This is a genomic window from Clostridium beijerinckii, from assembly GCF_036699995.1.
In the GTDB taxonomy this organism is placed as follows: Bacteria; Bacillota; Clostridia; order Clostridiales; family Clostridiaceae; genus Clostridium; species Clostridium helianthi.
Genome location: NZ_CP144906.1, coordinates 4,385,671 through 4,408,430, shown reverse-complemented (window position 1 = coordinate 4,408,430; position 22,760 = coordinate 4,385,671). Strand labels below are relative to the sequence as shown.

The window sequence follows — 22,760 nt, the reverse complement described above, 5'->3', positions numbered from 1 at the left end:
CAAAAAGAGGAGGTGAACTATTGCAAAGTTATTTTAACTTGAGCAATGGAACATTAGAATGGAAGATAAAACATTAATATGCAAAGATTGTGGAAGAGAGTTCGTTTTCACTGTAGGAGAACAAGAATTTTATAAGGAAAAAGGTTTTGAAAATGAACCAGTAAGATGTCCTGACTGCAGGAGAGCTAGAAAGCAACAAAACAATAGAAGATAGAAAGTAATAAATTTTCTATTGATTGAGTAAGAAGCATAAGAGTGATTAAATCTTATGCTCCTTTTTATATATATATTATATAAATATATTTTTTGGGGTTAATTTTAGTTAATTCAATAGAATATTATGCATTTAAATAAAAAAATATAAAAAATATATTGAATTTTTTGTACTTTTGCTAGTATAATATAAAGAAAGACTTAAGTGAAAAGTGATAAGAATTTTTCATGTTATCTTTTTTATTTGAAATTTTATAGTCATATTGGATAGTAATTTTAAAAATAAAGTTTTAAAGATAGTGATAAGGAAGAGTATATAAATGGTAAACTTTTAAGAGAGCTAGAGGTCGGTGAAATCTGGTAAGTATCCTTTATAGAAGCAGCCTTTGAATTTTATAGCTGAGAAATAAAAATTTTTAGAAAATAAGAATTTTTAATTAGGCTATAACGTGCTCCTCACGTTATAGAGGTGGAGTATAATATGTACTCTAGCTGAGTGAACAATTTTTAAGTTGTTTATTAGGGTGGTACCGCGAAGTAGTTCTTTCGTCCCTTGTGTGGGATGGAGGAATTTTTTTATTTAATTATATTAAAATAAGGGGGTTATTTCGATGGAGGAAATACTTGAGATATTAGAAAAAAATAGTAGATACAGTGATGAACAAATAGCAGTTATGACAGGTAAAACTGTTGAAGAGGTTAGAGAAGCAATAAGAGACTATGAGGAAAAAAGCATTATAGCAGGTTATACAACGCTTATAAATTGGGAAAATACAGGTAGTGAAACAGTAACAGCATTAATAGAAGTTAAGATAACACCGCAAAGAGGCGTTGGATTTGATAAAGTTGCAGAAAGAATATATAAATTTTCAGAAGTTAAAGCATGCTACTTAATGTCTGGAGGTTTTGATTTAACGGTTATTGTTGAAGGAAAGACCATGAAAGAAGTTGCTCTTTTTGTATCAGAAAAACTAGCAGTGCAAGAATATGTATTAAGTACAGGTACTCACTTTGTGTTAAAGAAATATAAAGATCATGGAAAGATATTTAAAGAAAAGAAGATAGAAGATAGGGAGGCAATATTTATATGAGATTAGAAGACATGATTTTAGATAACGTAAAAAATATGCCTCCATCAGGAATTAGAAAATATTTTGATATAATAAATGAAATGGATGATGTTATTTCTCTAGGTGTAGGAGAACCAGATTTTGTAACTCCATGGAATGTAAGAGAAGCTGGAATTTATTCTTTAGAGCAAGGACATACTCATTATTCTTCAAATGCAGGGTTTATTGAGCTTCGTAGTGAGATATCAAAGTATCTTCATAGAAGATTTAATCTTAACTATAATCCAGAAGATGAAATAATAGTTACTGTTGGCGGAAGTGAAGGAATTGATATAGCACTTAGGGCATTAGTTGGACCTGGAGATGAGGTTATAGTTCCAGAGCCAAGCTTTGTTGCATATAAGGGATGTACTGCATTTACTGGAGCAACAGCTAAGGTTTTAAACCTTAAAGCAGAAGACGAATTTAAACTTACTCCTGAGGATTTAGAAAAAGCAATTACACCTAGAACAAAGGTAGTTATAATACCGTTTCCTAATAACCCAACAGGTGCAATAATGACTAGAGATGAACTAGCAGGAATAGTAGAAGTTCTTAAAGATAAAAACATTATTGCAATTTCAGATGAAATATACTCAGAACTCTGCTATGGAGAGAAACATGTTTCAATAGCATCTTTTCCAGAAATGAGAGATAAGACTTTAGTTATAAATGGATTTTCTAAATCGTATGCTATGACAGGATGGAGACTTGGGTATATCTGTGGGCATCCGGTTCTAATAGAAGCGATGAAGAAAATTCATCAATATGCTCTTATGTGTTCACCGACAACTGCTCAGTATGCAGCGATTGAAGCTTTAAAAAGTGGTGATAGAAGTGTAGAAGAAATGTGTAAGGAATATAATAGAAGAAGAAGAGTTCTATTGGATGGATTTAGAAAGATGGGATTAGAGTGTTTTGAGCCTCTTGGAGCATTTTATTTATTTCCAAGTATTAAATCTACAGGGATAACATCGGATGAGTTCTGTGAACAACTGCTTATAAATGAAAAAGTATTAGTTATTCCGGGAAATGCTTTTGGTGATTGTGGAGAAGGATTTATAAGAGTTTGTTATGCGTCATCAATGGAAGATATTATGGAAGCATTGAAAAGAACAAAGAGATTTCTTGATAAATTGAGAGAGAAATAATAAAAATGGAGTGGTTTAAGTATAAAAATACTTTAAATCACTCTTTTAATATATACCTAGAGAAGAGTGAAATAAAATTATATTAATAAAAAAAGTTTGTAAATATACATATCATAATTTATACTAGTATAGACATAGAATGGCTTAAAATGAAGATAAATAGCATATAGTATTGATAAATATTATAGTGAAATCAATGAAACTATGAATATTGACATCATATTCCTAATATATTATTATAAGTGTGGAAGCGATACCATAAATAGTTCGACTTTAAAAATAACTTGGCTTAAAGCCTTAGAAATTAAGAATTTAAGTTATAAATTAATCTGGTCTATAATAATAGTATTTCACGATTTAATTTTAATAATGGAATAAATTTTGATGGATTATGAAAAAAATTTGACGAGGTGGGGTGTTATGTCAGTTACTATAAATGATATTGCGAAAAGGGCTAAAGTATCCTCGGCAACAGTTTCAAGAGTTCTTAATAATTCAGGTTATGTAAAAGAAGAAACTAGGCAAAGAATATTAGTCGCAATAAAAGAAATGAATTATACACCGAGTGCAATTGCAAGAAGTTTGTCGAAATGCGAGACTAATACTATAGGAGTTATCGTTCCAGATATAACCAATGCATATTTTGGAGAAATTATAAAAGGAGTAAGTGAGAGAGCAGAAAGAAATAATCTGAATATAATTTTGTTTAATACAGATAATTATTTAGAGAAGGAAGTGCGTGCTCTCAAATTGCTTAAAGAACAAAGAATTAAAGGAATTATAATGACCCCAGGATTTGGTGAAGAAAAGTTCAATGAAAATTATATTAAAACAATAAATACTTTAAATATTCCTATAATATTAGTTTCGGCTGATGTTAAATTTACAAAGTTAAATGGAGTTTTTGTAGATAATATAAAAGGTGGATTTGAGGCAACAAACCTGCTAATTAAAGAAGGTCATACTAAGATTGGAATAATGACAGGGTTATTGAGTTCAGAACCAGTAATGGATAGATTAGAGGGCTATAAAAGAGCACTAAAAGAAAATGATATTGATTTTTGCAGTAAATATGTTTTATATGGAGATTTTAAATTAGATAAGGCATATGAATTAACTAAAAAATTGCTTAAAGAAAAAGACCGTCCTACAGCATTAGTTGTCTGCAGTAACATGATGACGATGGGAGTTATAAAAGCTCTAAAAGAAGAGAATAAGGACATTCCTAAGGACTTGGCTATAGTGGGGTTTGATAAAATTGACTTTTTAGATATGGTAGGATTAAATATTACATATATGGAAGATTGTCCGATTGAGTTAGGGAGATCTTCTATGGATATGCTGTTTGATATTATTAGCAACAATGAGGATGATAGTGTAAGAAGAAGGATAATTGCACCACAAATTGTAGTTAAAGGTTCAGAGAAAAAGATATAAATTTATATATACGCTGCAAAAGTAATTCTTCATCATAATTTAAAAAAAGATTGCAAGAATTTTAGTGGTAATTGTGAATTGTGCATTACAACATATATACATAGGCACAAGTTGAATACATATTCGTAATATTAAAGTCAACATATTATAAATATAATTAATTAGAAGAATATTTATAATAATTGTTTTATTAAATTTAAATCGTGGATATTATCCATGAGTTTAAATATTAATTCTTATATTTTAGGAGGAAGGTTAATGAAAAAGAGATTATTATCATTATTAGCAGTTTCAGCAATAACAGTAACGTTATTCGCTGGATGTGGATCAAGTGGAAGCGGTACTAGTACAGCTGACAAAGGAAGCAGCAATGCAAAAGAATATCAAGTTGCTATGGTAACTGATACAGGTGGGGTAAATGACCAATCGTTTAATCAATCTTCATGGGAAGGCCTACAAAACTTCGAAAAAAACAATAAGGGTGCAAAAGTTAGTTACTTAGAATCTAAGCAAGAATCTGATTATGCTACTAATCTAGATAAAGTTGTAGATAGCGGCAATAAATTAGTTTGGGGTATTGGTTTTGCAATGTCAGATGCAATATTAAAAGCAGCAAAATCAAATCCAGATGTTAACTATGCTATAGTTGATAATTCATATGGAGATGATACTCCAGCTAATGTTACAGGAGTTATGTTTAATGCACAAGAACCTTCATTTATAGTTGGTTATATAGCAGCTAAAACAACAAAAACAGGTAAAGTTGGATTTGTTGGTGGTATAAAAAGTGGAATTATAGATCAATTCCAATATGGATATCAAGCTGGTGTTCAATATGCAGCAAAAGAATTAGGTAAAGATATTAGTGTAGATGTTCAATATGCTGAAAGTTTCTCTGATGCATCAAAGGGTAAAGCAATTGCAAATAAGATGTTCTCTTCTGGATGCGATATCGTATTCCATGCAGCAGGTGGAGTTGGTGTAGGTGTAATTGAAGCAGCTAAGGAAGCAAATAAGTTTGCAATAGGTGTTGACCGTGACCAAGCATATTTAGCTCCTGACAATGTATTAACATCAGCATTAAAACTTGCAAATGTTGCAGTTGAAAATCTTTCAAAAGAAGCTATGAGTGGAAATAAAATCGGTGGAAAAACATACACTTATGGTTTAAAAGAAAATGCAGTAGGAATTCCAACTGAAAATAAAAACATGGATCCAGAAGTTTATAAGGCAGCTATGGCAGTTCAAGATAAAATTAAGAAAGGTGAAATAGTTCCACCTTATAATGAAGATACATTTAAAAGCTTTGGTAAATAAGAATAATTAAATAATATATATGTGTGGCAATGATAAATTTATATTTAAGGTTCTAGAAAGCTATGTGCAATGGCTTAAGGCTAAAATGTGGAAAATGAATTGTAATATATATATGGCAGATATGAAATAGGGATGGCTTTGCTAGCTTGTGATTCACTGTTAGCAAAGCATATTATTAATTAAGGGAGGACTTGGTATGGAAATTAGCAAACAATATGCAGTGCAAATGCGTGGAATTACAAAAATGTTTGGTTCATTCTGTGCCTTAGATGATATCAATATCGATATTAAAAGAGGTACAATTCATGCACTATTAGGAGAAAATGGAGCAGGTAAGAGTACACTGATGAATATACTTTACGGATTATATCAAGCTGACCGAGGAGAAATATATCTTAATGGTGAAAAGATAAATATAAAAAACCCTAATATAGCCATTGAAAATGGAATAGGAATGGTTCACCAACATTTTATGTTAGTTGAAAATTTTACAGTAACACAAAATATAGTGTTAGGTAGTGAAATCACAAGTAAATTTGGCATATTGGACATGAAAAAAGCCCGCGCGGAAATATTAAATATTGTTAAAAAGTATGGATTAGAAGTAGATCCAGATGCAAAGATTGAAGATATTTCAGTAGGTATGCAACAGCGTATTGAGATATTAAAAGCCTTATATCGTGGAGCTGATTTATTAATATTAGATGAACCGACAGCAGTACTTACTCCTCAGGAAATTCAAGATTTAATAAAGATTATGAATAATCTTGTAGCAGATGGAAAAACGATAATTATAATTACACATAAATTAAAAGAAATAAAGGAATCTTCTGATGTCTGTACAATAATACGTAGAGGGAAATATATAGATACTGTTAATGTTAAAGAGGTAACAGGATCAGAGCTTGCCACAATGATGGTAGGTCATGCAGTTAAGTTAGTTGTTGATAAAGAGCCTGCAAAACCAGAGGAAGTTGTCTTTGAAATAGATAATTTAACTGTAAAAGATGAAAGAAAGTTAGATGCAGTTAAAAACTTATCACTTAAAGTACATAAAGGTGAAATTGTTGGTATTGCTGGAATTGATGGCAATGGACAAAAGGAATTGATTGAAGCAATTACGTGCCTAACAAAATGTGAAAGCGGTACCATTAAAATAAATGGAGTAGAGATACAAAATACTACAACAGAAAATGTTATCAAGAATAAAGTATCAACAATACATGAAGATAGACAAAAGCGAGGACTTGTATTAGATTTCAGTGTTGCTGATAATGTAGTTATAGAAAAATATAAAAGCGAACCATATTGCAAAAATGGTTTCCTAAATAAAGACGAAATTATATCTCATACTAAAGATATGATAAAACAATATGATATAAGACCTGACAATTGTGAATTAATTCCTGTTAGAGGTTTATCAGGAGGAAATCAGCAAAAAGTTATAATTGCAAGAGAAGTAGCTAATGATCCAGACTTATTAATTGCAGTGCAGCCAACTCGTGGACTTGATGTAGGAGCAATTGAATATGTTCATAAAACATTAATAAGGGAAAGAGATAAGGGCAAAGCGGTTTTGTTAGTTTCATTTGAACTTGATGAAGTTATGAATGTTTCTGATACTATAGCTGTAATTTATGCAGGGACTATTGTAGATACATTTAAGCAGGGAGAAGTTGATGAAAATACAATAGGTTTATTAATGGCAGGAGGTAAAAGAAATGAAAACAGTGGCAAAGATTCTTAAAAAACCAGTTACTTCAACATTCATTGCAATATTTTTTGGTTTTGTAGTTTCTGCAATAGTTCTTGGTATTGCAGGATATAACTCAATAGATGCTTTTAGCGCACTTTTTAATGGAATTTTTTCAAAACCTAAATATATATCTAATACAATTATTAAGGCTACGCCTATTATTTTAACTGGTTTAAGTGTTGCATTTGCCTTTAAAACAGGATTATTTAATATTGGAGCAGAGGGCCAATATATAATAGGCACAATTGCATCAACTATAGTTGGGATAAAATTAAATTTGCCAGCAGTATTAGAAATTCCTTTAGTAATTTTAGCTGGTGTAGCTGCTGGAGCAGTATTTGGTGGTATTGTCGGAATTCTTAAGGCGAAATTTGGGATACATGAAGTTATAACCAGTATAATGCTGAATTGGATTGCATTATATTTATCTAATTTCGTTGTATCTACAGATGTATTTCACCAACCAGATTCAACAAGTACTTATATGATTAATGAATCTGGATTTACTACTATACTTGGCAATTGGAAGACATCTGATGCTGGAATGGAATTTCTTTCTCATCACAAATGGTTATCAGAAGTTTTGTTAAAGACAGATGTTAATATTGGAATTATTGTTGCTATTATAATGGCTGTAGTTATATCGATTTTATTATATAAATCAGCAAAAGGATATGAATTACGTGCAGTTGGTTTAAATAAAGATGCGGCAGAATTTGCTGGAATAAATGTTAATCGTAATATAATTCAATCAATGGTAATTGCAGGTGCATTATCAGGTCTTGCTGGAGCACTAGCTATTACAGGCACAGCACCTCATAAGTTATCAACTATGGCTGCTTTTGAAAATAACGGATTTAACGGATTATCAGTTGCATTAATTGCAGGAAGTTCACCTATTGGTTGTATATTTGGAGGATTGTTATATGGTGGATTACTATATGGAGGTCAATCTGTACAATCTGCTATAGGTGCACCATCGGAAATAATAAATATAATGATAGGTACTATTGTATTTTTCGTAGCATTAACTAAGATTGTACCTGCTTTAGCTGATAGACTTTTAAAGAGAGGTGAAAAGAATGTTAAATAGTATTGCACTATTAATAGGTATTACACTAATGTATTCAGCACCGTTAATATTTGGAGCATTAGGTGGAGTTGTTTCTGAGCGTTCTGGAGTTGTAAATATCGGAATTGAAGGTATGATGACTATAGGTGCATTTACTGGTGCGGCAGTAGGATATTATTCTGGAAATGCATGGCTTGGATTTTTAGCTGCAGGAATTGCAGGGGGAATAATGGCTTTATTACATGCAGTTGCATCTATAACATTTAATGCGGATCAGACAATATCAGGTATTGCTATAAATTTATTGGGTGCAGGCTTCTCTTTATTTACATGTAGATTATTATTTGAAGGAGCTACTATGACTAAACCAGTAGCTACTAAATTACCTAAAGTATTTGGCGTAGATATTACAGTTTTTATAGCACTTATAATTACAGTAGTCATTTGGTTTATTTTATATAAAACTAAATGGGGACTTCGTATTCGTGCTGTAGGAGAGCATCCAGCAGCTGCAGATACTCTTGGAATAAGTGTAACTGCAACTCGTTACGTGTGTGTTATGATTTCTGGAATACTTGCAGGATTTGGTGGAGCATCTATGACTCTTGCAATAATAGCACAATTTACTCCAACAGCAATTAGCGGTCAAGGCTTTATTGCATTAGCAGCAGTTATTTTTGGTAAATGGACTCCACATGGCGCATACGGAGCTTGCTTATTATTTGGATTTGCTCAAGCATTAACAGTTGTATTAGGAGGCGGAAACTTTGCTATTCCTTCGCAAATACTTGCAATGCTACCATACATTTTAACAATTGTAGTATTAATTCTTTTTGTTGGAAAATCAGTTGCACCAAAAGCTGATGGAGTTCCTTACGAAAAAGGTACTCGTTAATAGAAAGAAGAAACATTGTTATTTCACAGGACTGCGAAAATTTCGCTGAAAGTGCTGAGTGTTAATTCAAATTATAGTTATATATATGTTGCAGAATAATTCTACATCATAATTCTAGAAACATTGAAAGAATTTTAGCCGTAATTGTGAAATGTGCATTGTGAATTGTAACATATATAGTTATAAAATAAATTTAAGGAGTAATGAAATATGAATATAGCTAAATATATAGATCATACAATATTAAAACCAGAAGCAACAGTAGAGGATGTAAAAAAATTATGTAAGGAAGCTAAAGAATACAATTTTGCTTCAGTTTGCGTAAATGGATGTTATGCAAAATTAGTAAGTACTGAACTTATGGGGACTGATGTGAAGACATGTGTAGTTGTTGGATTTCCATTAGGTGCAATGACAAAGGAAGCTAAAGCTTTTGAAACAAATCAGGCCATTCAAAATGGAGCTACTGAAATAGATATGGTAATAAATGTTGGCGCATTAAAAGATAAAAATTATAGTTTACTTAAAGAAGATATAGAAGCGGTTGTAAATGCAGCTCAAGGAAAAGCGTTAGTTAAAGTTATTATTGAAACATGTTTATTAACTGATGAAGAAAAAGTTAAAGCTTGCGAAATAGCTAAAGAAGCTAAAGCTGATTTTGTTAAAACATCAACAGGATTTTCTAGTGGTGGAGCAACTAAGGAAGATATTGCTTTAATGAGAAAGACTGTTGGACCAGATTTAGGTGTGAAAGCATCAGGTGGAGTTAGAGACTTTAAAGCTGCTATGGATATGATAAATGCTGGAGCAAGCAGAATTGGTGCTAGTGCTAGTATATCTATAGTTAGTGAAAGCAAATAAATTATTATTATGAAATAGTTTAAATATATTGATCATTAATTGAAATGATTTGGTTAAAATTATGGAGGTAAAAAATGAGTGTTCATATTAATGCACCTGAAGGTGCTATTGCAGAAAGCGTATTATTACCAGGAGATCCTTTAAGAGCAAAGTTTATAGCAGAAAACTTTTTAGAAGATGTAGTTTGCTATAATGAAGTTAGAGGTATGTATGGATTTACAGGAACATATAAAGGTAAGAAAATTTCAGTTCAGGGAACAGGAATGGGAATACCTTCAATTTCAATATATGCAAATGAATTGATACAAAGTTATGGGGTTAAAAATCTTATAAGAGTTGGAACATGCGGTGGATATAGCGAAAAAGTTAAGGTTAGAGATCTTATAATAGCTATGTCTGCATCAACAGATTCAAATCTTAATTTAGTAAGATTTCAAGGTAGAACATTTGCGCCAACAGCAAGTTTTGAATTATTGAAACCAGCATACGATATAGCAGTTGAAAAAGGCTTTGATCCTAAAGTTGGTAGTATATATAGCTCTGATGTATTTTATGGTGATGATGATGAAGATTGGAAGAAATGGGCTAAGTTTGGTTGCTTAGGAGTAGAGATGGAAGCAGCAGCTTTATATACAATTGCAGCTAAATTTGGAGTTAATGCATTAGCTTTACTTACAGTAAGTGATCACTTTGTAACTGGAGAAGTTACAAGCGCAGAAGAAAGACAATTGACATTTACAAATATGATGGAAGTTGCTCTAGATACTATAGCAAAAATAGAGAATTAATATCAAAGAGTTAAAATAGTAATTTGAAAGAGAAGATCCTTACTTGAGGTTAGAGATAATGATATGCTAGTAATTAGTGTATAATTAAGAGTAAGGATTTTCTTTTGTTATAATGCGAATTTTAAATTGTTAATACACAATATAAAGTCAAAGTATAGTTGCAATAGATTGGAGTATTGTGTAAGGCGACTTAAAGAAAATTAAAATGAAAATAGGTGAAATGAATTTATGAATATACAAATATTTGGAACTAAAAAATGCTTTGATACTAAAAAAGCAGAAAGATTTTTTAAAGAAAGAAATATAAAATTTCAGTTTATCGATTTAAATGAAAAACCTATGAGCAAAGGTGAATTTAATAGCATAATTAAAGCAGTGAGCATTAATGAATTAATAAATACGAAGGCAAAGGAATACGTAAAATTAAACTTTAATAATATACGAAGTGCAGAGATTAAGGCTGAATTATTATTAAAAAATCAAAAAGTTATAAATACTCCTATAGTAAGAAATGGTAAAGAAGCAACAGTTGGATATAAAGCAGAAGAATGGAATAGATGGATGGAAAATAACTAAAATAGTTTTTGAAGACGATGCCACTATAACAGCAGTTTCTATTTGATGCCATGTATACTATAGAATTTTTTTAGAATACTAAAATTGAGATTATTTTAGAAAGGATATGAGTAGTTATGGCAAAAGAAGGAATGATTAGACCAGAACCAAGAAATAAACCTAAAAAAAATGATGTAAAAGATGTTCCAATAGAGATACAAGGAAAAGCTAAGACTGGGAATAAGAAAGCATCTCCTATAGAATAATGTTTGTATAAACAGAGTCTCGTTAGAAGAGATATAATGTAAGGATGGAAGTCAAATTTCATCCTTATATTATATGTCTATATTTTCTCCTTGTTATGGAAATACTAGAATTCAAAATAAATTAAAACTTATTTTGACAAAATATAAAAGATATAGAATAATATAAATAATAAATAAATTTTTACTCGAATATTGTTTTATAAGCTTAATATAATCTTACTTATATATTATTATGGTTTTTATATATTTAATTAGGGGATTTTTAATTTTTAGGTTATGGAGATAGATATATATTCTGTCTATACTTAGAGGCATAAAATTTGTTATATGATGGGTGTGAGTATTATGGAGAAGAATACAAAAGTAATAGGCTTTAACCAGTTAAAAGAAGGAATGGTAATAGCAAAAAATTTAGAGCAAAATGGAAGTATACTACTTAAAAAAGATATTTCAGTAACTCAACAAATTATAGAAAAAATAAAAAAGTTATATGTTATCGGAAATGTAGAGATATATTGTGAAAATACAGCTGCAAAAAGCAGTGAAATAGAATTAAAGAAAGAGACACAATATAAAAAGATTGAAAATGAATTTAATGAAATTTCTTTAGCATTAAGAAAAACTTTTAGACAACTTATCAATAACAATGAAGAAGCTCTAAACGAAGTGAGGGAATTTTCTAGAAAAATTCAAAATGAGATACAGCCAGGTAGTTTAGTTATAAAGAATATAGTTCTTTATGGAAGTGGAACAGATTCAATATATAGACATGGAGTAAATGTAGCAGCACTAAGTGCGCTTATAGGAAAATGGACAGGATTAGAAAAGGCAAAATTAAATTTATTAGTATATTCAGCAATTCTTCATGATTTTGGAAAAACAAAAATAGCAAGAGAATTACTAATGAAAGAAGTAGGATTAACACAAAATGAATTTAATACAATAAAAACCCACGCTCAGAAAGGATATATGGTAATAAAAGAACTTTCGTTTTTGGACAAGGCTGTGAGCTATGGGGTATTGATGCATCATGAAAGATTAGATGGTTCTGGATACCCACTTGGGTTAAAGGGTGAGGCTATACATCCTTTTGCAAAAATAATTGCCATAGCTGATGTATTTGATGCAATTAATTCTGATAGAGGATATAAGAAGAAAAGGCTTCCATTTGAAGCACTGCAAATAGTTAAAAACGAAAGTTTAGGAAAACTAGATTACGAATATGTAAAGATATTTTTAGAGCATGTTATAGATTATTACACAGGTGAAGAGGTATTATTAAATACAAATGAAAAATGCAAGATAATACAAATGAATGTAAATAATCTAGAAAAGCCTTTGATTTTGAAGGGCGAAGAGTTTATAGATTTAGAAAAAGAAAAAAAATTATATATTAAAGAGATATTATTGTAAAATAGAAAGTTTATAGATTTTGTACTATTACTAAAATATGGTTAGAAATTAATACAAATTAACTAGAAATAAATAAATTTAAAATAAAAATGTGATAAATAGTATATAATAAGGTAGTTGTTTTAAAAAATTTCTAATAAGTAAATTTTATTTAAAATAGTTGCCTTATTTTTGTATGTAAATTTATAAATTAATCTATATTTTAACTTGAAATTATAATAGATTTAAAAGAAGTGATTTATATTAATAGTTAAGATAAATTTTGATTCCAAAATTTTGTAGTTGGGGAGGGGAAGATTATGAATGAAGATAACTTAGCATTAACAGCATCTTCATACTCAAATTTTAAGGATAAGTATCTTGAAATATATATTTCGCAAGATAATTATAAGGAAAAAATGATAAATATAGTTGAACCTTATCTAAAGAAGAATTTAGAAAGTGGCTATATTCTAGGAGCAAATGACTTAAAGCTTTATTACGAAAAATTCATTGTAAAGAAGCCAAAAGCTAATATAGTTATTTGTCATGGATTTGGAGAATTTACTGAAAAATACAATGAACTAATTTATTATTTTATAAAGGAAAACTACTCTGTTTTTATTCTTGAACATAGAGGACATGGTAGATCACAAAGACTGGGGATGGATAATTATCAGATTAGTGTTGAAAACTTTGATTATTATGTAGAAGATTTCAAAAAGTTTATAGATGAAATTGTTATTCCGGATAGTAGTAATAAGAAGTTGCTATTATTCGCACATTCTATGGGAGGATGTATAGGTACTGTTTTTTTAGAGAAATATAATAATTATTTTAGTGCGTCAGTATTAAGTTCACCAATGCATGAAATTAATACTGGGAAAGCACCTAAGATTTTAGCAAATATTATTTCTAAAGCAATGAAGGTTTGTGGAAAAGGAAATTCATATCTTCCAGGCCAGAAGCCATATGTTGAAAAGAAGGATTTTTACAGTAGATCGACTAGTTGTAAGGAACGATATCAATATCTTTTGGAAAAGATTAAAAAGAATGATAATTATCATAGCGGTGGATCATCAGCTTTATGGTATATCGAAAGTTTAAAAGCAACTAAAGAATTAATTAGAAGGAAGAATATATCAAAAATAATGGTACCAATACTATTATTTCAAGCTGAATATGATACACATGTTATTCCCAAAGCACAGAATAGATTTGCGCATTATGCTAAAGATTGTAAGGTGGTTCATATGAAAGGCTCTAAGCATGAATCGTATTTTGAAAGAGATGAAATAGCCTTTTCTTTTTTTTATAGGGTGTTGTCATTCTACGAAAATAGCATTTAATAATAATATAACGTTAAAAGAACAAATTCTATCAATTAGAGTTTGTTCTTTTATAAGCATAAGATATATATCATCTTAGAAATTGACTAAGTATATCTTTCGTTGAAAGTTTGTTACCGTTAATAATATCTGTATAATCCTTTAATCGTTCATTTTCTTCATCTGTTAAATTCTCATTAGAACGTTTTTTTTCAACTAAACTTTTAAAATCTACATAGTCCTTATCTCCAAGTTTTCCTTTGATGACACAATCTATAAGTGAATGTAGAGTTTTCTGTTGCTCTTCTGAAAGATCCTGACCCTTAGCTTTACATTTCTTTAATTCAAGTAATTCTTTTTTTTGTTTAGCAGAAAGATATTTGTAATTTTCCTCTCCAAACACATTAAAACCATTAGATTTATCTTTATGAGCATAGTAAGTTGAAATCTTTAAGCCGCCAAGTGAATAAGAAGCTGCACTTGCAACTGTTGGTTTAGGAAGAAATGTTAGGCAATTTATTGCCAATAAGAAAGTTGTTATGTATTTTATAGCTTTTGTATTCATTTTTATACCTCCGTAGATATTTAATTTCAATACCTAGTATGTGACAAAAATAATAATAATATTTATATAAATTTTCTTATTATAGAAATAAAATATATAAACTTCCAATATGTATTTCTAAATATGGAGAGTTTTTATATAATTAGGAAGGATATAAATATAGGGACTCCTAAAAATCAGGTTTATTAATTTATAAACAGGTGATGTAAAAAAATGGCGTCAAAGTGGTATAATGTTATAAACTAAAGGGGATGAGATTATGAATTTATGGATTAGAGAAAGTATATTTTATCAATTCTATACACTTGGATTTTGTGGTGTTTTAGAACCAGGTAAAATATATGACAAAAAAAATAGGCTAAGCAAAATTGAAAAATGGATACCTCATTTAAAGGAAATGAGAATTAATGCTGTTTATTTTTCACCAATTTTTCAGTCGAGTTATCATGGTTATGACACCAAGGATTACTACAAAGTTGATGAAAGACTTGGAACTAATGAGGATTTTAAAGAAGTATGTGAGCAGTTACACAAAAATGATATAAGAATAATTCTAGATGGGGTATTTAATCATGTAGGAAGAGAATTTTGGGCATTTAAAGATGTTCAGATAAATGGAGTAAATTCTAAGTATTGTAGCTGGTTTGCAGATTTAAATTTCAATAGCAAAAGTCCAATGGGGGATGAATTTAATTATCAGAGTTGGAATGGCTGTTATGATTTAGTCAAACTTAATTTGAAGAATGAAGAAGTTAGAAATCATTTGTTACAGGCTGTAAGTACATGGATAGATGAATTTGATATAGATGGGTTAAGATTAGATGCAGCTGATAGCATTGATTTTGAGTTTTTTAAAGTTTTAAAGACATTTGTAGAAGGAAAGAAGAAGGATTTTTGGCTAATGGGTGAGGTTATTCATGGAGACTATAACAGATGGGCTAATGCTGAAAGTTTAGATTCTGTGACAAATTATGAATGTTATAAGGGAATTTATTCAAGTCATAACGATAAAAACTATTTTGAAATTGCATATTCATTAAATAGATTATTTGGTCCAGGTGGAATTTATAAAAATCTATGTTTATATAACTTTGTTGATAACCATGATGTTAACAGACTAGCAAGTACACTAAAAAAGCCAGAATATATATATAATTCATATATATTGCTTTATACAATGCCTGGTGTGCCAAGTCTATATTATGGGAGTGAATATGGTCTTAAGGGAGTTAAAGGAAATGGTACAGACTTACCTTTAAGACCAGAATTAGAATTTGGAAAAATAGATGAACAAGATGATAAGTTATTTGAATTAATTAAAAAGTTAGGTAATATTAGAATTAATAGTGAAGCTTTAAAATATGGGGATTATGAACAAGTTGTTGTTAAGAATGAACAATTCATATTTTCTAGAAATACTGATAATGATAGAGTTTGTGTAATATTAAATTTATCTGATAAGGAAAGTGTTCTAGAATTTAGGTTACCCTTTGAAAAAGGTATTGATTTATTAGATGAAAATAAAATAGTGATTAATGCTAATGAAACCAGGATAGTGGTCCCAGCATTTTCAGGTAAAATAATAACAGAATTAAGAAAGTAATGTGGAGATAATCTACTAGAATTTAAGAATATATAGATAGGGTAAATATTATTTGTCTGCAAAACATTTAATAAAACTAGTAAAAGGGGTAATAATATAATGAATTTATTAGATAATGATTACAATAACTATGATGGGAATCTTGGTGCAGAATATTCTAAAGATAGTACAAAATTTATAGTTTGGGCACCAAATGCAAATAATGTTCGATTAGCGTTGTTTGGAAAGGATGAAAAGAATTATACAAATGCACCAGAAGAAATATTAGACATGAATCGAGGAGTACAAGGAACTTGGAACATAGAGGTCAAAAGAGATCTTGAAGGTGAATTTTACAATTACTTAATAATTAATAGTGGAAATGAAAGAGAAGTTGTAGATCCATATGCAAAATCCCTTGGGGTTAATGGAAACAGGGGAATGGTAATAGATCTTAAAAAAACAGATCCGATAGATTTTGATAAAGATAGAAAACCAGAGCTAAACTCTGCAACGTCAGCTGTAATATACGAGGTTCATGTAAGAGATTTTTCAATAAATGAGAATTCAGGAATAAGCTCAAGCAAAAAAGGAAAGTATACTGCGTTTTGTGAGCATGGGACTACAATTCCAGGAAAATATACAAAGACAGGAATAGATTATTTGATGGAATTGGGAATAACTCATGTTCATTTACTTCCAGCATTTGATTATGAAACTGTTGACGAAAGTAAACTAGATGTGCCACAATATAATTGGGGATATGATCCAAAAAATTATTTTGCTCCAGAAGGATCGTATTCAACAAATCCTTTTAGCGGAGAAAAGAGAATTAGAGAATTTAAGGAAATGGTTAAAAGCATTCATGAAGCTGGACTTCGAGTTGTTATGGATATGGTTTATAATCATACCTATAAAAGTCATGAATCTAATCTTAATCTGGCAGTACCAGGATATTATTATAGACAGGATCAAAGTGGAAATTTCTCAAATGGATCGGGTTGTGGCAATGAATTAGCTTCAGAACGATATATGGTAAGAAAACTTATTGTTGATTCAGTAATTTATTGGGCTAAGGAATATCATATAGATGGATTTAGATTTGATTTAATGGGTTTACATGATATTGAAACTATGAGGCAAATTAGAGCTGAGTTAGATAAGATTGATGCATCTATACTTATGTATGGTGAAGGCTGGACTGGAGGCTGGACTCCATTAAGTAGTGAAGAGTCATCAGTAAAGCAAAATATAGTGAAATTTGATAAAATGCAGATTGCAGCATTCAGTGATGATACTAGAGATTCTGTTAAAGGACATGTGTTTAACATAAATGAAAAAGGATATGTAAATGGTAGAACAGGACTTGAAGAAAGTATTAAATTCTGTATTGTAGGAGCTATTGGTAAACAAGGTATTAACTATGATAAAGTCATATACTCACGCTTTGCATGGGCAAATGAGCCTTATCAATGTATAAATTACATTTCAGCTCATGATAATTATACATTATGGGATAAACTATATTTAACTAACAGTGAATCTTCGCTAGAAAAACGTAAGAATATGAACAAGTTAGCAGCGGCTATAGTTTTAACGTCTCAAGGTATACCTTTCTTTCAAGCGGGAGAAGAATTTTTAAGGACTAAGAAAAATGACGATGGAAGCTTTAGTCATGATAGTTATAATGCTCCTGATAGCGTAAATAATTTAGAGTGGGATAGAGTTTTTGAATATAAAGAAATTGTAAATTACTATAAAGGTCTGATTAAATTAAGAAAAAAATATAAAGCGTTCAGAATGAATTTAAGCGAAGAAATTAGAAGGAATTTAACATTTTTAGAGTATGGAGAGGATTTCTACAAAGAAAATGTTGTTGCATATAAGATTGAAGATAATAGTGAGAAAAATTTGTGTAATACTATAGTTGTAATATTTAATCCAAATGATGAGGAAGCATTTATAGATTTAAAAGAATGTGGATGGAGCGTCCTTGTTAATAAGGAAAGAGCTGGAGTAGATGAAATTTACGCTATAGAGGGTAATAGTATAACTGTTCCTTCAAAGTGTGCACATGTATTAATTAAAAAATGATTTTGATGGAAGGTTTTTGGTGATATAAATGGGAAACGATAAGTATTTAGTATTTTTAAATGAAATTAATAAGGATAAACCAAATGAATTTAAAAAAATAAATATAAAGGAATGTCCGTTTTGTAATAGAGAAACACTTACAGATGTTATTGATGAAGACGGGCCATTTGTATTACTAAAAAATAAGTATCCGACTATAAAAGATACTTATCAATTAGTCATTATAGAAACGTATAATTGTAATACTGATATGGGACAGTATTCTGCAGAGTATATGGAGGATTTAATAAGATTTAGTGTTAAACATTGGTTAAGAATAGAGGCAAGCGGAGAATATAAATCAGTAATATTTTATAAAAACCATGGCCCCAATTCTGGTGGAAGCCTAAAACATCCTCATATGCAGATAGTAGGTCTTGATGATATTGATTATAAATTAAATATAAAAGATGATTATTTTGAAGGAATAGAAATTCATAAAAGTAATAATTGTTTAGTTAATCTATCACATAAACCATTTAATGGATTTACTGAATTTAATATAATTATAAGTGATGATTTATATGCGTTAAATGAGTTGGCATATAATCTTAGAAAGGTAGTTCATTACCTTTTAAATAATTATTTTGTGAAATGCGATAGTTTTAATATATTTTTCTATCATATAAAAAATAAAATTTTATGTAAGGTCATGCCAAGATTCAGCAGTTCACCATTGCTTCTTGGATATGGAATCAGACAAATATCAAGTTGTGAAAATGAAATAGCTGATAAATTAAAAGCAATGTATTTTCAGTAAAAATATTAAGACATTATTCCATGCATATTCAATATATTAATATAATTTATGGGCCTAATATTGAAATAATTTAATGAAATTTAAAGACGAATATAACTATAAAAAATAGCATTATAATTTTGAAATTATAGTGCTACTTTTTAGGTTAAAATAAATTTTAAAGTTCGCTTATATATTTAAAGTTAATTGCAAATAATTAAAGCATAGAATAAAAACTTTTGAGGTGTGATGATATGGAGAATAATGAAATTGGAATTAGTGAAACTAAAATTAATAAAAAAACAAAATCTAAACAAATTCCACTGAAGATAATCCCATTAGGTGGACTTGGTGAAATAGGAAAAAATATGACTGCTTTTGAATACGATAATGAAATAATAGTTATAGATTGTGGATTAGCATTCCCGGATGAAGATTTATATGGAATTGATATAGTAATTCCAGATGTAGCATATTTAATTAAAAATAAGGATAAAGTTAAAGGTATCTTTATCACCCATGGACATGAAGATCACATTGGAGGACTACCATATGTATTAAAGCAAATTAATGTTCCTATATATGGAACTAGATTAACACTTGGATTAATAGAAGGTAAATTAAAAGAGCATACTATGCTTAGTGATTGTACATTAAATGTTGTTGAACCGGGAGAACTAATAAAATTAGAGCAAATAAAAATTGAATATATAAGGAATAACCACAGTATACCTGATAGCTGTTCTATTGCGTTGCATACCCCAATAGGAGTTATTGTTCATAGTGGTGATTTTAAAGTGGATTTTACGCCAATAGATGGGAAGGTTATGGACTTACAAAGGTATGCTCAATTGGGCAAGAAAGGTGTACTTCTCTTAATGGCAGATAGCACTAACGCCCTTCATAAAGGCTACACTATGTCTGAAAAAACAGTTGGAGAAACACTAGAAAATCTTTTCAGTAGGGCTACTGGTAGAATTATAGTATCTACATTTGCATCAAATGTTCATAGATTACAACAAATTAGTGATTGTTCAATAAAATATAACAGAAAAATAGCTTTTAGTGGTAGAAGCATGGAAAATATATCTGAAGTTGCTATGGAACTTGGATATTTATTTATACCAGAAGATATGATAATAAGTCTAGATGAAATAAAGAATTACCCAGATGATAAGCTAACCATTGTTACAACTGGAAGTCAGGGAGAGTCCATGGCAGGATTGTCGAGAATAGCTGCATCAACACATAGGCATATACAAATAATAGAAGGCGATATGGTTATTATATCTGCAAGTCCTATACCTGGTAATGAGAAGGCGGTATCTAATTTAATAAATGATCTAATAAAGAAGGGTGCCAATGTAATATATAAATCAATAGAAGATATACATGTTTCAGGGCATGCTTGTGAACAAGAATTAAGGCTAATTCAAGCTTTATTAAAACCTAAATTTTTTATACCAGTTCATGGTGAGTATAAGCATTTAATTACTCATGCTAAAATAGCAGAAAGTATGGGAGTAGACAAATCTAGGACATTTATTTTAGAAAATGGTGATGTTTTTGAATTAACTAGAGCTGCTGGAAAGGTATCAGGAAAAGTGCCATTTGGAAGAGTTCTTGTAGATGGTATGGGTGTCGGTGATATAGGAAGTATGGTTCTTAGAGATAGGAAGAATTTGGCGGAAAATGGTATAATTACAGTGGTTATAGCTATAGACATAAGAAATAAAATCATAATATCTGGTCCAGATATAGTATCAAGAGGTTTCGTATATGTAAGAAACTCTGAGGAATTAATAGACGAAGTTAGAAACATAGTTACCAACGTTGTAGAAAAATGCTTAGATAGAAACATAACTCAATGGGCAGAAATAAAGAATGGAATAAGAAGAGAAGTTGATAATTTTGTTTATACAAAGATGAAGAGAAAGCCAATGATATTACCAGTAATTGTTGAATTATAATTACATAGTTCAATAAAAAGCAGATATAATAAATAGTTAAAAGTTATTATTGCATATAGAAAGGCTTCTTAATTAAATAACCACCTATTTTTAGAAAAAACTAGTTTATAAATAGACTAGCTGAAAATGGTGGTTTATTTATTATTCTAAGATAAATATTTTTAACTTGACTCTTACCTAAGGGTGGAGTTTATAATAATATAAAAGAGAGTCTAATATAAAAGTTATTTCCTATAAATTACTTTTAGACATTCTATTATATATATGTTACAAAATAATTCTTCATCATAATTATAAAAATATTGAAAGAATTTTAGCCGTAATTGTAAATTGTGAAATGTGCATTATGGATTGCAACATATATATTAAAATTTTGTGCTTAAATTAGAGAGGATGAATTGTATGAAAAAGATACCATTTTCACCACCAGATATAACTGAAGAAGAAATAGAAGCGGTAGGTAATGTATTAAGATCAGGTTGGATTACTTCTGGACCAAAACTTGCAGAATTTGAGGAAGGAATACAAAATTATCTAAATGTTAATAAAGCATTAGCATTAAATAGTGCGACTGCTGCAATGGAACTAGTGCTTAAAGTATTTGATATAAAAGAGGGGGATGAAATTATTTCCACTCCATATACATATACTGCTACTTCAAGCGTTGGTATTCATAGAGGGATTAAACCTATATATGTTGATGTTAAAAAAGATACTTTTGAAATGGATATAGATAAAATTGCTGATAAGATTACAGATAAAACAAGAGTAATTATGCCAGTGGATATTGCAGGAGTACCGTTTGATTATGATGCTTTAAAGAAAGTTTTGAAGGATAAAAACAGAGAAGATATTATAATACTTTGCGATTCAGCACACTCTTTTGGTGCTAAATACAAAGGTAAACCAGTTGGATCTCAATGTGATTTTCACTCATTCTCGTTTCATGCAGTTAAAAATCTAACCACAGGAGAAGGTGGAGCCGTTACATTTAATGACAATCACTTTGGTGATCATGAGGATTTACTCAAATATATGAGATTTACTGCCATGCATGGACAATCAAAGGATGCTCTAAGTAAGCTAAAAGCGGGTGCATGGGAATATGACATTATAAATGATGGACTTAAGTGTAATTTGACAGATATAGGGGCAGCCATAGGTTTAGTTCAATTAAAAAGATACGAGAAAATGTTGGAAAAGAGAAGACAAATATTTAAGATATACAGTGATATTTTATCAAAAGAAGAATTTTCAATAATTCCATTTACAAAAGATGAAAATGGAACTGAGACATCATATCACTTATATCTTTATAGAGTTAAAGGATTTAATGAGAAAAAGAGAAACGAAGCTATTCAAAAGTTAGCAGATATAGGAATAGCAACAAACGTTCATTACAAACCGCTTCCTATGTTAACTCTATATAAAAACCTTGGGTATGATATTAAAGATTATCCAAATGCTTATGCACAATATGAAAATGAAATTACACTTCCAGTGTATACTACATTATCGTTAGAAGATGCTGAATATATAGCAAAAGAAGTTATAAAAGTAGTAAAAGAATTATTATAATTATTTTTATGAATATAAAACAGCCCATACAATGAGGCGGGCTGTCTTATATT

General features: G+C 29.7%; 20 protein-coding genes and 1 other annotated feature. Of the genes, 19 read left to right on the top strand and 1 reads right to left on the bottom strand.

Annotation, left to right across the window (positions count from 1 at the left end; translation table 11 throughout):
* Positions 1-58: 58 nt before the first annotated feature.
* The 14 genes from PZA12_RS20315 to PZA12_RS20250 all read left to right on the top strand — a co-directional run bounded on the left by PZA12_RS20315 (position 59) and on the right by PZA12_RS20250 (position 14,161).
* Positions 59-214 (top strand): zinc-ribbon domain-containing protein, encoded by a 156-nt coding sequence (locus tag PZA12_RS20315; protein ID WP_012060308.1) that lies wholly within the window; start codon positions 59-61, stop codon positions 212-214.
* A 289-nt stretch (positions 215-503) separates the two neighbouring features.
* Positions 504-770: a binding site (T-box leader), on the top strand.
* A gap of 54 nt (positions 771-824) precedes the next feature.
* Positions 825-1,304, top strand: coding sequence for an Lrp/AsnC family transcriptional regulator (locus PZA12_RS20310; RefSeq protein ID WP_012060307.1), 480 nt, complete (start codon positions 825-827; stop codon positions 1,302-1,304).
* Entirely contained in the window at positions 1,301-2,473 is a 1,173-nt protein-coding gene (locus tag PZA12_RS20305; protein ID WP_078114628.1) for an aminotransferase class I/II-fold pyridoxal phosphate-dependent enzyme, read from the top strand. The genes PZA12_RS20310 and PZA12_RS20305 overlap by 4 nt, the downstream gene beginning before the upstream one ends.
* A gap of 420 nt (positions 2,474-2,893) precedes the next feature.
* Positions 2,894-3,910, top strand: coding sequence for a LacI family DNA-binding transcriptional regulator (locus PZA12_RS20300; RefSeq protein WP_078114629.1), 1,017 nt, complete (start codon positions 2,894-2,896; stop codon positions 3,908-3,910).
* Between the two features lie 258 nt (positions 3,911-4,168).
* Entirely contained in the window at positions 4,169-5,227 is a 1,059-nt protein-coding gene (locus tag PZA12_RS20295) for a BMP family lipoprotein (protein WP_078114630.1), read from the top strand.
* 196 nt (positions 5,228-5,423) lie between these two features.
* On the top strand, positions 5,424-6,974 hold the full coding sequence (locus PZA12_RS20290) for an ABC transporter ATP-binding protein (protein ID WP_078114631.1): 1,551 nt from the start codon (positions 5,424-5,426) through the stop codon (positions 6,972-6,974).
* A complete protein-coding gene (locus PZA12_RS20285; protein ID WP_078114632.1) occupies positions 6,949-8,076 on the top strand; it encodes an ABC transporter permease in 1,128 nt (375 codons plus the stop codon). Before PZA12_RS20290 ends, PZA12_RS20285 begins: the two co-directional genes overlap by 26 nt.
* Complete coding sequence (locus tag PZA12_RS20280; protein WP_041899276.1) at positions 8,066-8,950, top strand: ABC transporter permease; 885 nt, start codon at positions 8,066-8,068, stop codon at positions 8,948-8,950. Before PZA12_RS20285 ends, PZA12_RS20280 begins: the two co-directional genes overlap by 11 nt.
* A 210-nt stretch (positions 8,951-9,160) precedes the next feature.
* A complete protein-coding gene (gene deoC, locus PZA12_RS20275) occupies positions 9,161-9,811 on the top strand; it encodes a deoxyribose-phosphate aldolase (protein ID WP_078114633.1) in 651 nt (216 codons plus the stop codon).
* A 74-nt stretch (positions 9,812-9,885) separates the two neighbouring features.
* Positions 9,886-10,599, top strand: a complete 714-nt coding sequence (gene deoD / locus PZA12_RS20270; RefSeq protein ID WP_012060299.1) for a purine-nucleoside phosphorylase — start codon at positions 9,886-9,888, stop codon at positions 10,597-10,599.
* 228 nt (positions 10,600-10,827) lie between these two features.
* The gene (locus PZA12_RS20265; protein ID WP_078114634.1) at positions 10,828-11,175 is read left to right on the top strand and encodes an arsenate reductase family protein; all 348 of its coding nucleotides are present in this window, start codon (positions 10,828-10,830) and stop codon (positions 11,173-11,175) included.
* Between the two features lie 116 nt (positions 11,176-11,291).
* Entirely contained in the window at positions 11,292-11,420 is a 129-nt protein-coding gene (locus PZA12_RS20260) for a hypothetical protein (protein ID WP_264646316.1), read from the top strand.
* Positions 11,421-11,765: 345 nt separating this feature from the next.
* Positions 11,766-12,833, top strand: a complete 1,068-nt coding sequence (locus tag PZA12_RS20255) for an HD-GYP domain-containing protein (protein WP_078114635.1) — start codon at positions 11,766-11,768, stop codon at positions 12,831-12,833.
* A 299-nt stretch (positions 12,834-13,132) separates the two neighbouring features.
* Positions 13,133-14,161, top strand: a complete 1,029-nt coding sequence (locus tag PZA12_RS20250) for an alpha/beta fold hydrolase (protein ID WP_078114637.1) — start codon at positions 13,133-13,135, stop codon at positions 14,159-14,161.
* 70 nt (positions 14,162-14,231) lie between these two features.
* Here the strand turns inward: PZA12_RS20250 and PZA12_RS20245 are convergent, their stop codons facing one another.
* Positions 14,232-14,705, bottom strand: a complete 474-nt coding sequence (locus PZA12_RS20245; RefSeq protein WP_078114638.1) for a hypothetical protein — start codon at positions 14,703-14,705, stop codon at positions 14,232-14,234.
* Positions 14,706-14,964: 259 nt separating this feature from the next.
* Between PZA12_RS20245 and PZA12_RS20240 the strand changes: the two genes are divergently transcribed.
* From PZA12_RS20240 to PZA12_RS20220, 5 genes are all read left to right on the top strand, one after another.
* Positions 14,965-16,308, top strand: a complete 1,344-nt coding sequence (locus tag PZA12_RS20240; RefSeq protein ID WP_078114639.1) for an alpha-amylase family glycosyl hydrolase — start codon at positions 14,965-14,967, stop codon at positions 16,306-16,308.
* Between the two features lie 99 nt (positions 16,309-16,407).
* Positions 16,408-18,381 carry a type I pullulanase gene (pulA, locus tag PZA12_RS20235; protein WP_078114640.1) on the top strand — a complete coding sequence of 658 codons (1,974 nt, stop codon included), beginning with the start codon at positions 16,408-16,410 and terminating at the stop codon, positions 18,379-18,381.
* A gap of 28 nt (positions 18,382-18,409) precedes the next feature.
* Positions 18,410-19,180, top strand: a complete 771-nt coding sequence (locus PZA12_RS20230; protein WP_078114641.1) for a DUF4931 domain-containing protein — start codon at positions 18,410-18,412, stop codon at positions 19,178-19,180.
* Positions 19,181-19,413: 233 nt separating this feature from the next.
* Positions 19,414-21,129, top strand: coding sequence for a ribonuclease J (locus PZA12_RS20225; RefSeq protein WP_077841163.1), 1,716 nt, complete (start codon positions 19,414-19,416; stop codon positions 21,127-21,129).
* Between the two features lie 402 nt (positions 21,130-21,531).
* A complete protein-coding gene (locus tag PZA12_RS20220) occupies positions 21,532-22,707 on the top strand; it encodes a DegT/DnrJ/EryC1/StrS family aminotransferase (protein WP_078114642.1) in 1,176 nt (391 codons plus the stop codon).
* Positions 22,708-22,760: the final 53 nt, after the last annotated feature.

Bases quoted from the DNA above. Each gene is read 5' to 3' on its own strand.
- PZA12_RS20290 (WP_078114631.1), top strand. From the start codon at position 5,424: ATGGAAATTAGCAAACAATATGCAGTGCAAATGCGTGGAATTACAAAA.
- PZA12_RS20250 (WP_078114637.1), top strand. From the start codon at position 13,133: ATGAATGAAGATAACTTAGCATTAACAGCATCTTCATACTCAAATTTT.
- pulA (WP_078114640.1), top strand. From the start codon at position 16,408: ATGAATTTATTAGATAATGATTACAATAACTATGATGGGAATCTTGGT.
- PZA12_RS20265 (WP_078114634.1), top strand. From the start codon at position 10,828: ATGAATATACAAATATTTGGAACTAAAAAATGCTTTGATACTAAAAAA.
- PZA12_RS20260 (WP_264646316.1), top strand. From the start codon at position 11,292: ATGGCAAAAGAAGGAATGATTAGACCAGAACCAAGAAATAAACCTAAA.
- PZA12_RS20225 (WP_077841163.1), top strand. From the start codon at position 19,414: ATGGAGAATAATGAAATTGGAATTAGTGAAACTAAAATTAATAAAAAA.
- PZA12_RS20305 (WP_078114628.1), top strand. From the start codon at position 1,301: ATGAGATTAGAAGACATGATTTTAGATAACGTAAAAAATATGCCTCCA.
- PZA12_RS20285 (WP_078114632.1), top strand. From the start codon at position 6,949: ATGAAAACAGTGGCAAAGATTCTTAAAAAACCAGTTACTTCAACATTC.
- deoC (WP_078114633.1), top strand. From the start codon at position 9,161: ATGAATATAGCTAAATATATAGATCATACAATATTAAAACCAGAAGCA.
- PZA12_RS20295 (WP_078114630.1), top strand. From the start codon at position 4,169: ATGAAAAAGAGATTATTATCATTATTAGCAGTTTCAGCAATAACAGTA.
- PZA12_RS20220 (WP_078114642.1), top strand. From the start codon at position 21,532: ATGAAAAAGATACCATTTTCACCACCAGATATAACTGAAGAAGAAATA.
- PZA12_RS20300 (WP_078114629.1), top strand. From the start codon at position 2,894: ATGTCAGTTACTATAAATGATATTGCGAAAAGGGCTAAAGTATCCTCG.
- PZA12_RS20240 (WP_078114639.1), top strand. From the start codon at position 14,965: ATGAATTTATGGATTAGAGAAAGTATATTTTATCAATTCTATACACTT.
- PZA12_RS20280 (WP_041899276.1), top strand. From the start codon at position 8,066: ATGTTAAATAGTATTGCACTATTAATAGGTATTACACTAATGTATTCA.
- PZA12_RS20310 (WP_012060307.1), top strand. From the start codon at position 825: ATGGAGGAAATACTTGAGATATTAGAAAAAAATAGTAGATACAGTGAT.
- PZA12_RS20315 (WP_012060308.1), top strand. From the start codon at position 59: ATGGAAGATAAAACATTAATATGCAAAGATTGTGGAAGAGAGTTCGTT.
- PZA12_RS20230 (WP_078114641.1), top strand. From the start codon at position 18,410: ATGGGAAACGATAAGTATTTAGTATTTTTAAATGAAATTAATAAGGAT.
- PZA12_RS20245 (WP_078114638.1), bottom strand. From the start codon at position 14,705: ATGAATACAAAAGCTATAAAATACATAACAACTTTCTTATTGGCAATA.
- deoD (WP_012060299.1), top strand. From the start codon at position 9,886: ATGAGTGTTCATATTAATGCACCTGAAGGTGCTATTGCAGAAAGCGTA.
- PZA12_RS20255 (WP_078114635.1), top strand. From the start codon at position 11,766: ATGGAGAAGAATACAAAAGTAATAGGCTTTAACCAGTTAAAAGAAGGA.